The following is an 11,568-nucleotide window of genomic DNA, read 5'->3' as shown; positions in this document are numbered from 1 at the left end:
TGATTTTTTGCTGATTCTTTACTAGACAAGGCTTGTAGCCCAAATTTTTGTGTAATTAATTGTGTCCTACTACTTAATCATTTAGGATTGCTATATTAGATTTGGAGTATTAACTGGCTGAGTTTAAAATTTTAACTAAATAATTATTGTCCATTGCGGCTCGGTACCGTTTCATTTTTAGACTTTGTTTAGCAGTTTTTTCTTGTTTCAGTAAATTTATGGCTAGCCGACGTAGGAGTGCAAAATTTTCGGGAGAGTTCTGTTTCCGAATCCGGCTTTTATATTCACCAAATGTAACATCAAGCGTCCACTGTAAGCTATTTTCAATGCCCCAATGACTGCGGAGCGCCCCAGCAATTGTCTCAGGATTACTGCTTAAACTACTAAGCGTAAAAGCGAGCTGAGCGTGGTGGTTTTATTCCACCATCGTCGTTCACTAACTATCATGACAACTGTTTTTAATCCCGTCCATAATTCTTGATTGTGCAGAGGTGGTAACTCGGATACATCAACAGTCCACACTTGTCTTTTTTCCACTCGATGATGTCCCGCTTCTACTTGCTCATAATAATTGTAGTCTCTGCCTAAATAATCTTCTTTCTTAGCTACTTCAAACCACTCATTTACAGCTTTGTATAGGAATTTTTGATGCCCTTTTAAAGCTAAAATATAATCTCCTTTTTTCTTTGTAATCAGAGATGTTATGTCTTTGTGATATCAAGCGAGCATCTATGGTTATTACGCTTCAGGCAATTTCTAACATTTCTATTGATTCCGGAATGGCTGTCAGCTCGTTAGATTTTTTATCTACTTTTTTCTGTCAAAACTAATTGATGATATGAAGACCATGCAGTGACTATATGTAGCACTTTTGGCTGGTCATTTCGGCCCTAAGATTGTTTCATTTTTTTGCCATCTATGGCAATCACTTCTAGTTTTAATTCCTTGACTATCGCCTTTACCCAACTCAAAAAACATTCTTGAAAATGCTGCGGTTCAATTCGGGCAAAAACTCTACTAAATGTGTCATGATATGGTATGCCATTCGGTAATTCTAGGAAGCTTTTTAACCATTCATATTTGGCGTTGCCATATGCTTCTATTGCCACCCATCCGTCTGCACCACTGATGATAGCTAGAATTGCAAGCGCGATAATATCTTTAAGTAAATGTTCTTTACTTCTTTCTCTTCTGCGGTCTTTCAAATTGGCAAACTGCTCTAAAAAGCTGGTATATAAATATTCGTTGTGGGCATTAAATTAGTTTTTTTTTGTAAAGTTACACTTTTACGAAAACCTTTTGCGATTGATAGTCTCCCTAAAATACAACAAATTACATGGAAAATTAATCGGCTCTAACTGTAGCATATTTTGGGTTAAAGTTAAGATGCGTTTACCCTGAGTTGCACCCCTGACTTACATTTAATTCGACTTTTTTATTATCCTTGCCCTGCGTAAGCTTGTAGCATCGTTCCAAAAACTGTCCGGAGTATTGATCGTAGTTATCTGGTAGTAACATCTGAAAACAGAAAATTATTCGTATGTGGTATGGTAAAGTGGGTGTAGTTGCAGGACAAAAAATAAAATTTTATTAGGCGTAAAATTCAAGAGGTAAACCTTGAAACAAATTGGATTAGTGGCGATCGGACGAAATGAAGGGCAGCGCCTCCGCCAATGCCTAGTCTCGGCCACAGACAAAGTTGCCCGCGTCGTCTATGTCGATTCCGGCTCAACAGACGGTAGCCTAGATTTAGCCCGATCGCTCGGAGCCGATACAGTAGAACTAGACTTATCTATACCGTTTACCGCAGCACGCGCGAGAAACGAAGGCTTTGCTCGCTTGCTGAAACTAGCACCAGGCATCGAATTTGTCCAATTTGTGGATGGCGACTGCGAATTGGTTGACGGATGGATCGATCGAGCCTACAACGAACTCGCAGCCAAATCCGACGTAGCAGCAGTGTGCGGGCGCAGGCGCGAACGATACCCCGAAGCCACCATCTACAACCAACTGTGCGACATCGAGTGGGATACCCCCATCGGCGAAACCAAAGCCTGCGGTGGCGATTTCATGATGCGCGCAGCAGCATTTCAGCAAGTCGGCGGTTTCAATCCGGCACTCATCGCCGGCGAAGAACCAGAAATGTGCGTGCGGTTGCGCCAAAAAGGTGGGAAAATCCTCCGCTTAGATGCAGAAATGACCCTGCACGACGCGCAAATGACCAGTTTCGCTCAGTGGTGGAAGCGGGCTCAAAGAGCGGGTCACGCCTATGCCGAGGGTTCCTGGATGCACGGAAGCGAACCAGAGCGCCATTGGATCAAAGAAACCCGAAGCACCTGGCTGTGGGGATTAGTCTTACCAGCCCTAGCCTTGGCAATGACATGGCCGACAAAAGGCTGGAGCTTGTTACTATTGAGTTGCTACCCCTTAGCAGCCTATCGCACCTATAACTATTATATAAAGCATCGGGATCTCAAAACTAAAGACGCAGCCATCTACGCTGTGTCTTGCGTATTAGCCAAATTTCCCCAGCTACAAGGTCAAATCCAGTTTCACCAGCGCCGATTGCTGGGGCAGCAGAGCAAACTAATCGAATACAAAACAACCAACTCTATTAATTCAGCCAGCTAGAATTACAGGTAACGTGGCAGAAAATCCACCCCTGAGTAGCAAACAAATGAGTAATAAAAGATTAAAAGTTTTACTAATTGTAGAGCAGTGCAATCCTGACTGGGCATCTGTACCTTTGGTCGGATACAATTTTTTTCAAAAAATTAACCACTTAGTTGATGCAACACTCGTTACCCATATTAGAAATAAACCCGCTCTAGAAAAACACCCGGAATACGAAAAAATTTTCTATATACAAGAAGGAAACTTAACCAAACAATATTATAAAATAGTCGCCAACATTACTGCAAATGGACGAGTAAATTGGCCTCTTTATAATGCCTTGATCTACCCAATTTATGAAGAATTTAATCAGCAAGTCTACCAAAAATTTAAAGGAAAAATTCTCAACGGAGATTATGACATAGTTCATGCAATTACCCCGATGATGCCGCGATATCCGTTTAAGGTAGTCAGTGTGTGTCAGCAGACTCCTTTTATTATAGGGCCTGTGAATGGGGGCATTCCATTTCCACCAGGCTTTCAAGAAACGGCCAGACAAGAATTTGCTCAATTTAACTTTTTGAGAGCAGTTGGTCGAGCATTAATTCCCGGCTATGTAGAAACTTACAAAAAAGCCGACAAAATCCTAGCAGGTTCCACCTATACTTTAAATATGCTAAAGGATTTGTTTGCAATCCCTGACCACAGAATTGATTTGTTCTACGAAAATGGCATTTCCGAGGAATTTTTAAATCAGACAAATATCCCCAATAAAGATGTCAACCATATCAATTTGCTTTTTGTGGGCAGATTAGTGCCTTACAAATGCGCCGATGTTGTCATAGAGTCTATTGGGAAATTAGCGCAGGCAATCCAAAGTAAAATACGCTTAACAATCGTAGGAGATGGCTCGGAAAGAAATAACTTGGAAAACCGAGTCAAGGAGCTTAAATTAGGCGAAATAGTAAGCTTTACAGGATGGGTAAATCAATCAGAAACTCTGGATTATTACAGGAAAGCAGATATTTTTTCTTTCCCTTCGATCCGAGAGTTTGGCGGCGCCGTGGTAATGGAAGCTATGGCTTGCGGACTTCCCTGCATAGTTGCTAATAACGGCGGTATTGGTGAATACGTGAATGAAGAAACTGGTTTTAAGATCGAGCCGATTTCTAGAGAGTATCTCACCCAGGAGTTTACAAGTAAAATTAAGCTGTTAGTCGAAGATGAGCGGCTGCGGAAAAGTATGTCAGCTAAGGCGATGGAAAAAGCAAGAGAATTTGCGTGGGAAAACAAGGCCAGGAAAATAGTCGAGATTTACGAAAAAGTGCTCTGTGAGAAAAGTGTTAGTGCATCGACATAGTAGAGCGATATTGTTGAGTTAAAAATTAGAAAGCAGCTAGGAAATGAAGAAAAAATTGGAGACTTCATTCCACAATTTTCAGGACAAACACACATTTTTTACGGGCGGGAGCGACAATTTCTTGCAGAACTTGGAATTGAAACAGATTTAGTATCAACTCAACCGCCCCCAGGGCGATCGCTTCTCACGTATGGGCAGAAGAAGCTCAAAAAAATACTGTTTATCTATTTCCCTTGGCTGCGAAAGATTTTATTAACTCATTCCTAGATGTTCTCAAAGCTGGTCCCGCTGCATGGTGGCAGTGCCTCGCAGTTATTGCCAAAGCAAGTGAGACATCCTTATCTGAAAAGGTGCGACTCTTGACATGGATTTTTGTGGCTGGCAAACTAGCAGGGTTAACAAAAACAAAAGGTTGGTCTCACATCCACGTCCATTCCCGTGCCAATGCCGCCAATATAGCCTTATTTAACTCAATTCTTACAGGCTGTACTTACAGTATGACTGATACTTTTAATTCAGACAATCCTCGACAATCGGCAACAATCTGAATATAGCACACTCATCAGACAGGTCCCAGAGTATGGTGGTATCCCACAAAGCTTTGAGAAAAATCCCCAAAGCGCCATTAAAATCGCGGGGTATTTCATAACCACAATTGGGACATTTAAAACTTTTAGAGCCACCCAATTTTTTGTGAATATGACCGCATTTTGTACAAGTTTTAGAAGTATATTCCTCAGTTACCCTAACCAATCTCGAACCGTAACGATTACAGAGATGTTCTAAGGTTTGGGAGAACTGATAGAATGCCCAAGTCATCATTGCTCTCGCCGACTTAGAATTGAGCTTGCGAGTACCTCTTGCCACCATCTGAGAAGTTTCAAAAGTAGGTAAGTAAATAACATCATAATTCCTAGCCAAGTGACTTGCTACTTGCTTGTGAATCTCAGAGCGTAGGTTTTTAATTTTTGTCCTCACCCTTTCCATAGCTTGTTTTAATCGATAGCGTAATCGAGAAAACTCGCTACCTTGAGAGCGACTAAGTTTTGATTGCATTTTGTCCAAATGTTGACACAACCTAGCAATCTTCCCAAAGTCGTGTTTGCCAAATTCAGTAAAAGAATTACCATCAAACCCGGTCAAAAAACAGCGCAGTCCGGGGTCAAGTGCGATAGTCTTGCCACCATTCTTAGGTTCTGGAACGTCCATCTCTACAGGCATATTTACAAACCAGCGCCCCTTGTTGTAGGTGACTTCTACGGCTTTGTCGTAGTTGATTAAGCAGAAATCTTGCCCAGTCCACAGAGACTTCTCCAAACCTTTGCTAGCGTTGGTCATTAGATGACCGTTCTTATAGTCCCCCGGAGCGAACTGAATAGTCTGTTTTTGGGATCGGATCGATCTGAATCGAGCTAACTTCAATCCGGCTAAAGGATTAATTTTTGCCTGTTTTCCTTTGCCTATTTGGGCGGGCTGCTTGTCGGTTTTCTTCCAAGCTGTATAAGCCTCAAAGAGTGCGTTATCTAAACCGTGAGCTATGCCTAATTCTTTGCACCACTCAGGGATTATCTGGTAGTCCAAGGTTTTACAAAAGCTCCTAAAAGCTTGCTTGCCTGAAGTTTTTAAAACTGGCTGATTAGTTTTTTTGTCCACAGTGTAATAGGTAAACTTTCCTTGATGTTGATTCAGATAAGCAATTGCGTTATTGTAAACTTTTCGATTAGCATGAATTCTCAATAGCCAGATTTTCTTCGTCTCCCCCTTTGGATAGACTCGGTACGTCAGAGTCTTCAATGATTTGCTTTTTGTACTTTCTGAGTCCGTACAATCGGCAACGGTCGCCGTGGATAATTGCGAGTAGGTCTTCAACGATTTCTCTTTCTGGACTAAGTGAACTATTGTTGAGAACCAAAATCTTACACCCGCCCCGCTCCGCGAACCATGAGATAAGATCGAATCCGAACCGGCATAATCTATCTTTTGAGGCAACGACAACCATTCCGATGTCGCCCGTGTAAATGTGTTCCAATAGGGCGATAAGACCTTTTCTTTTGAAGTTGAGGCCACTCCCGATGTCTTGGATGATTTCGCATCCGGGGTAGCGAGACAGAAGAAAGTCAGCCTGTCGAATAAGGTCGGCTTTTTGACTTCGACTGCTAACTCAGGCGTAGAGGATGGTTGGTTTAGTAGATGGAATATTGACAACTGAGTCTCCGTCGTATCGTCGCTGTCCTGATGGTGTTCTGTACGCTTTGATTTTCCCTTCTTTTTCCCACCGCTAAGCGTGTTTTTGAACATACTCCGAGTCGTTGAATAGCGATTCTTGGTGGTACATATGTGGACATATTGGGTTTGGTTAGGTGAATTATTCCCGTATACACCAATTGTCTAATTTATTACGTAAATGTCTAAGAAAAGCCCGTCCTAGGGATTACTCTTCACGGGCCTACTCTAGAAGTGTACGGGTCAAATCAGGAACAAAAGTGGAACAATGCTGCTTTTGCGATCGTCATATCTCAACTGCTTCTCAATGATGTCAAACATAAATTAGCGAACTTTCTTCCCAAACAATTAGCTGTTGCTCCAATGGGAATTAATTTTGCAGAAATTAAACGCAGCAGCTCTTACACGCCTTAGCAAGAAGGAAGTCCGTGGAAGATTTTTGCTGGCGGTCGCCTCAACCCGGTGAAAGGTCACAAATACTTGATTGAGACGGTATAATTGCTGCGAAATCGGGGATTTGAGGTGAGGCTGCCAATTGCAGGCGAGGATGAACAAGGGGGCAGCGGATATCACCAATATCTACAAAAAATGATTGAATATAAATCGATGTCCGAATGCGTGCAGCTACTTGGGGCTGTATCGGAACAGGCAATTCGCCAAGGTCTATAAGCAGCTCACGTTTTCGCTTTGGCAAGTTTGAATCAAGGAGTTCCGTTTGCTGTGATGGAAGCAATGGCGATGCAAGTGCCGGCGGTAGTTACTAATGTAGGCGGAACTTCTGAGCTAGTAGATGACGGCGCGGATGCTATATTAGTCCAATCAGAAAAACTCGAAGAAATGGCAGATGCGATCGCCAATCTCCTCCAAAATCTAGAACTTGCTTTGAGCCTCAGTCAGGAATCCGGAAAAAAATCATGGCTAAATTTAGCCACGGCCTCCGTGCAGAAACTTGGAATAACTAACCCGTCTTAGTTATTCCAAAGAACAAATTTAATCTAAGATTACATAAATCCAGTTGGGCCCAAAAGAAGTTATGCGAATTCTAATTGTTGCTCAGAATGCCTCAACTAAATTCGGCGGCGAGGCATTGCTGCCGCTGAACTACTTCAGGATACTTCGCTCGCGCCAAATAGAGACATGGTTAGTGGTGCACGCGCGCACCCAGGCAGAACTCACCGCGCTGTTTCCAGAAGAGCGCGATCGAATGCACTTTGTACCCGACACTTGGCTGCACCGGCTGCTTAACAATTGCGGGCGATTTATCCCTGCAAGAGTGAATGAATTTACTTTTGGGCTGCTCTCTCACCTGTACACCCAAGTGCTACAGCGTCGTATTGTCCGGCTGCTGGTGAGCGAACACGAGATTGATATTGTACACGAACCGACACCAGTCTCGGCAACAGTTCCTTCGTTGATGTTCGGATTGGGAGTGCCGGTAGTTATCGGGCCGATGAACACGTCGGTTAAATTTCCTCTGGCTTTTCGATCGCGCCAAAATCCTACGATTGATATTTTAATCGAGATCGGTCACCAGTGCGTCGATTTCTTCAATCGTCTTTTTCCCGGTAAAATCAAAGCCGAGACCCTGTTAGTGGCAAACGATCGCACGAAGCAGGCACTTCCATCAGGAGTGGGCGGTAAAATTATTGAACTTGTGGAAAACGGCGTGGATTTCTCGGTGTGGCGATCGGACTCTAGCTTATCAAGAGCCGCGACTGGGCAGGTTCATTTTATATTTTTAGGCAGGCTGATCGACTGGAAAGCTGTAGATTTGATGCTGGAAGCCTTCACGCCCGTCGTGGCTCAAACTGATGCAGTCTTGGAAATCATCGGTGATGGGGACATCCGAGGGGAACTCGAGGCTCAAACAGCTCGTTTAGGCATCGACAGCAGCGTTGTATTTAGTGGCTGGCTGTCTCAGGAGGAGTGCGCTCTCAAAATGCAACAAGCTGATGCAATGGTTTTCCCCAGTTTGCGGGAGCCTGGGGGGGCTGTGGTGATGGAGGCAATGGCAGTGGGCTTGCCCGTCATAGCAACGAACTGGGGCGGCCCTGCAGATTATCTGAATTCCACTTGCGGTATTTTAGTAGAACCCGCTTCCAGAGAAGGCTTTGTCAAGGGACTGACAGATGCGATGCTCAAGCTCGCCCAGTCACCAGAATTGCGGCAGAGTATGGGTTGTGCGGGACGGGAACGAGTCCGGCAGCATTTTGATTGGGAACGCAAAGTCGATCGAATGCTTGAAATTTATCAACAAACGATCGACGATTCCCCCAAGCATTAGGTAGCCGACCATTAAAGCATAAAGCAGCAGCTTTCAGGTTGAAAGCTGCTGCTTGGGGGTGCTAAAAATGTATGTGGCGACCCAAAGACCCCGCTCTACATCCTAGCTAGCTAAAAACGGGTTAACCCGTTTGTTTGGTTAACCCGCGAGCTTGGAAACATGCAGATCAATTAGTTTTGCACTACCAGCTTAACGTTGGCATTTTGCAAACCGCGCTGCTTGACTGCTGCCAAGGTCTTGTTAACTGCGTACTTCTGGTTGATGGAGTTGATTAACTCAGTTTGATTGTGCTTTTTGGCGACACCCCAGAGGTCGGCAATCAGGTCAAAGGAACCATCGCTATTGCGAGACCAACCGAGGTCATATTCGCCTTCCAGAATCGCCACGATGTCGGAGCGAACGCGCTGACCGTTATAGCCACGAACATCAGCTTCTGACTTGACTGAAATGCCCAAGTCGCGCAGGGAAGCTTTCAGGATTTCGGCATCGGTGATTTTGGTACGCAGTGTGCTAAAGTGAGACATTGGATTTCCTCCTAATACAACTGAGAGAGAAACAACAACGGTCTGGATTTAACGGTGCCGCTGGGCGGCTCTTGAATCGAACTGCTAGCTGTTGCTAGCCTTTGCTCCTGTTTGGACCAGGAGAAAGCTTTTAGAATTCCATTCGCTGGTATTCAGCGACGGAAGACGCAGCGGGCCGTGCACGCTGTCTAGCCCAATCTCGCAGGGCGGTGACCTGTTCGGTCATTGTTTTAGACAGTGGCATTGTGGATTTAATGGCCGCGATGATGTCTAGCTGCGTAAACTCTCGATCTTGAGCGAAGGCTTCGTACATTGCGGCTACTAGCGCTTGCTCAATCTCTGCACCTGAAAAGCCCTCGGAAACAGTGGAAAGTTGCTCTAAATCGAAGCGAGTAATTTCCCGACGGCGCTTGGACAGGTGAATCTTAAATATATCTTGGCGTTCTTCTTTGGTAGGCAGGTCAACAAAGAAGAGTTCGTCGAACCGACCTTTCCTCAAGAATTCTCCCGGCAACCGCTCGATTCGGTTGGCTGTTGCCATTACGAAGACTGGGGAAGTCTTTTCTTGCATCCAAGTGAGGAAGGAACCGAAAATCCGGCTGGAGGTGCCTCCGTCTGAGTCTGCCGAACCAGTGCCTCCGGCAAAGGCTTTGTCTAGTTCGTCGATGAAGAGGAGGGCTGGAGAGATGGATTCTGCCGTTTTGAGGGCATTGCGGAGGTTGGCTTCCGATCGACCCACCATCGAGCCGTCGTAGACTCTACCCATATCTAGCCTCAGCAGGGGCAGTCCCCAGAGGCGGGAGGTGGTCTTGGCAATCAGCGATTTTCCGCACCCGGGTACGCCGAGAATTAACATCCCTTTTGGTTGGGGCAGGCCGTATTCTCTCGCCCTTTCTGTAAATGCGTTGGAACGCTGTCTCAGCCACCGCTTCAGCTCTTCTAAACCGCCGACTGCATCCAGGGTTTCGTCTTCTTCAATGAACTCTAGAATGCCGTTGCGCCGAATTAATTGCTTTTTCTCCGAAAGAACTATGTCTACTTCTTCTTCTGTGAGGCGCCCCGTCGAAACTTGGGCTTTACGATAAACTTTTTCAGCTTCGTCCTTGGTCAATCCCAAGGCTGCTTTTAAAAGTTTTTCTCGCGCTTCTGTGGTAATGCGTCGCGATTTCGTTTGCTCCAACTGACCAGACAATACTTGGTTGAGTTCCTTCATGTCGGGCAACGCGAAGTCTAACACCACTACTTCCTTTTCTAGCTCGATCGGAATTTGCTGCAAAGGAGACATCAGTATAATTGTCTTTTGCGTTCCTTTGAAGTGGGCGATCGCATCGCGCAACCACCTCGTTACCGGAGGAGAATCTATAAAAGGATGCAGATCTTTGAAAATGTAGATGCTAGCGTTACTGTTGGGTTCTCGCTGCCTGATCACCCATTCAATTGCTGCCTCTGGCGAGACGGTGTTGTGTTGGGTGGTGGTGCGGGGTTGACCATACTCCACAATGCCGTGAGTTACAGTCCAGATAAATACTCGTCGCTGTGGTTTCGCTTGAGCTATTGTCGAAATTGCTTGCTCACACCGCTCTTCCTCGGATGTCACGAGGTAGATCAGAGGATATTGAGCTTGGATTAGAATACTGATCTCTTCTTGCATATTCCTCGACCCACTAGAGACGGTGCTATCTTTGCTGAATCTCAATGCTGCCATTAGCCCTCTTACTGAAATTTTCAGTTTTAGCTTTTTGGGGAAGCAAGGCATTCTTAGCAGGGAACCAATTCTTCCTCTCCCGGTTTGGCCGTGCTGGCACTGACGCCCGACACCTGCTTTACTGGAAGATCCTGTTCCGCCAATACGCTCGGCTGACTTGTTACGGATGCCAGTTCTCCATCTCGCATTACTACTGAACCCGTGCATTCTGGACAGTTGTATACCCGATGGGTTTGTCCGTAGGAGGCTTCTACTTCGTCAACCAGTTCGGGATTTCCTAGGTAGAAGACAATTGCCCTTTCTGCAATTGATGACATCGGTTCAGTTTCGACTGCGGCTCGGATTTTGAGCTGGCGATGCAGTTCTGGTGGAAGATACAATGTAACTTTTTGCTTTTCTTGCATATGACAGTGAATTGACTTACCCGGGTATGTATATCAGATTAGCCGCTTAATTCTTTGCTGTCAAGCCTCTATGCTGCTTTAGCGTCATCTTGTAACATTTCGTTACATTTGACGTAAATCTGGGGCCGTTAACAACGAAAAACTTAGGCGTGTAGCTGATGAGGCCGAGGTGCAGCGGCAGGTATGGGTAGCGTCAATCGATTTTAGATTTTAGATTTTAGATTTTAGAGGCGACCCCAGGGATAAATGCGGGGGCTTGAGGATTTTAGATTTTCGATTTGGGATTGATTGCACGGATAAATCACGTGGCGGGTACCACCTTTGAAATTCCTGGTCAAGGACGATCGACCAACTATAAATATCAACAATAGATATAGTCTTTCTCAGTAACATGAGGTGCTCTGGCGGGCATAGGGCATAGGGCATAGGGCATAGGGCATAGGGCATAGGGCATA

At 45.1% G+C, this 11,568-nt stretch carries 11 protein-coding genes and 2 pseudogenes; 5 read left to right on the top strand and 8 right to left on the bottom strand.

The window, feature by feature from the left end; all coding sequences use genetic code 11:
• Positions 1 to 109: 109 nt before the first annotated feature.
• The 3 genes and pseudogenes from QUA16_RS33315 to QUA16_RS33305 form a co-directional block, all read right to left on the bottom strand.
• A pseudogene (locus tag QUA16_RS33315) lies at positions 110 to 391 on the bottom strand (ISAs1 family transposase); the annotation flags it as partial.
• On the bottom strand, positions 376 to 669 hold the full coding sequence (locus tag QUA16_RS33310) for a hypothetical protein (RefSeq protein ID WP_333181672.1): 294 nt from the start codon (positions 667 to 669) through the stop codon (positions 376 to 378). The pseudogene QUA16_RS33315 and the gene QUA16_RS33310, both read right to left, overlap by 16 nt.
• A 221-nt stretch (positions 670 to 890) precedes the next feature.
• Positions 891 to 1,205, bottom strand: a complete 315-nt coding sequence (locus QUA16_RS33305) for an ISAs1 family transposase (protein WP_333108689.1) — start codon at positions 1,203 to 1,205, stop codon at positions 891 to 893.
• Positions 1,206 to 1,617: 412 nt separating this feature from the next.
• Between QUA16_RS33305 and QUA16_RS33300 the strand changes: the two genes are divergently transcribed.
• Together QUA16_RS33300 and QUA16_RS33295 are read left to right on the top strand one after the other, a co-directional pair.
• Positions 1,618 to 2,631, top strand: a complete 1,014-nt coding sequence (locus tag QUA16_RS33300; RefSeq protein WP_333108691.1) for a glycosyltransferase family 2 protein — start codon at positions 1,618 to 1,620, stop codon at positions 2,629 to 2,631.
• 46 nt (positions 2,632 to 2,677) lie between these two features.
• Complete coding sequence (locus QUA16_RS33295; protein ID WP_333108692.1) at positions 2,678 to 3,973, top strand: glycosyltransferase family 4 protein; 1,296 nt, start codon at positions 2,678 to 2,680, stop codon at positions 3,971 to 3,973.
• Between the two features lie 510 nt (positions 3,974 to 4,483).
• On the opposite strand, the gene QUA16_RS33290 is transcribed toward QUA16_RS33295, so the two are convergent.
• Complete coding sequence (locus QUA16_RS33290) at positions 4,484 to 5,710, bottom strand: transposase (RefSeq protein WP_333181670.1); 1,227 nt, start codon at positions 5,708 to 5,710, stop codon at positions 4,484 to 4,486.
• Positions 5,694 to 6,318, bottom strand: a pseudogene (locus tag QUA16_RS33285) (IS607 family transposase). Before QUA16_RS33285 ends, QUA16_RS33290 begins: the two are co-directional and overlap by 17 nt.
• A gap of 112 nt (positions 6,319 to 6,430) precedes the next feature.
• Here QUA16_RS33285 and QUA16_RS33280 point away from each other — a divergent pair.
• The 3 genes from QUA16_RS33280 to QUA16_RS33270 all read left to right on the top strand — a co-directional run bounded on the left by QUA16_RS33280 (position 6,431) and on the right by QUA16_RS33270 (position 8,480).
• Entirely contained in the window at positions 6,431 to 6,610 is a 180-nt protein-coding gene (locus QUA16_RS33280) for a hypothetical protein (protein ID WP_333108696.1), read from the top strand.
• A gap of 273 nt (positions 6,611 to 6,883) precedes the next feature.
• Positions 6,884 to 7,168, top strand: coding sequence for a glycosyltransferase (locus QUA16_RS33275; RefSeq protein WP_445252237.1), 285 nt, complete (start codon positions 6,884 to 6,886; stop codon positions 7,166 to 7,168).
• Between the two features lie 61 nt (positions 7,169 to 7,229).
• A complete protein-coding gene (locus tag QUA16_RS33270; protein ID WP_333108698.1) occupies positions 7,230 to 8,480 on the top strand; it encodes a glycosyltransferase family 4 protein in 1,251 nt (416 codons plus the stop codon).
• Between the two features lie 170 nt (positions 8,481 to 8,650).
• Here the strand turns inward: QUA16_RS33270 and QUA16_RS33265 are convergent, their stop codons facing one another.
• From QUA16_RS33265 to QUA16_RS33255, 3 genes are all read right to left on the bottom strand, one after another.
• Positions 8,651 to 9,004 carry a DUF1257 domain-containing protein gene (locus QUA16_RS33265; protein WP_006635781.1) on the bottom strand — a complete coding sequence of 118 codons (354 nt, stop codon included), beginning with the start codon at positions 9,002 to 9,004 and terminating at the stop codon, positions 8,651 to 8,653.
• 130 nt (positions 9,005 to 9,134) lie between these two features.
• A complete protein-coding gene (gene ycf46, locus QUA16_RS33260; RefSeq protein ID WP_333108700.1) occupies positions 9,135 to 10,655 on the bottom strand; it encodes a stress-responsive protein Ycf46 in 1,521 nt (506 codons plus the stop codon).
• Positions 10,656 to 10,762: 107 nt separating this feature from the next.
• Complete coding sequence (locus tag QUA16_RS33255; protein WP_006635783.1) at positions 10,763 to 11,113, bottom strand: hypothetical protein; 351 nt, start codon at positions 11,111 to 11,113, stop codon at positions 10,763 to 10,765.
• Positions 11,114 to 11,568: the final 455 nt, after the last annotated feature.

The organism is Microcoleus sp. S13_C3 (genome assembly GCF_036700905.1).
Lineage (GTDB): Bacteria > Cyanobacteriota > Cyanobacteriia > Cyanobacteriales > Microcoleaceae > Microcoleus.
Note: the sequence above shows the minus strand (reverse complement) of the source record. Positions and strands in the feature narration are given on the sequence as shown.

Coding starts and splice junctions, on each gene's coding strand:
- QUA16_RS33295 (WP_333108692.1), top strand. CDS start 2,678: ATGAGTAATAAAAGATTAAAAGTTTTACTAATTGTAGAGCAGTGCAAT.
- QUA16_RS33270 (WP_333108698.1), top strand. CDS start 7,230: ATGCGAATTCTAATTGTTGCTCAGAATGCCTCAACTAAATTCGGCGGC.
- QUA16_RS33265 (WP_006635781.1), bottom strand. CDS start 9,004: ATGTCTCACTTTAGCACACTGCGTACCAAAATCACCGATGCCGAAATC.
- ycf46 (WP_333108700.1), bottom strand. CDS start 10,655: ATGCAAGAAGAGATCAGTATTCTAATCCAAGCTCAATATCCTCTGATC.
- QUA16_RS33255 (WP_006635783.1), bottom strand. CDS start 11,113: ATGCAAGAAAAGCAAAAAGTTACATTGTATCTTCCACCAGAACTGCAT.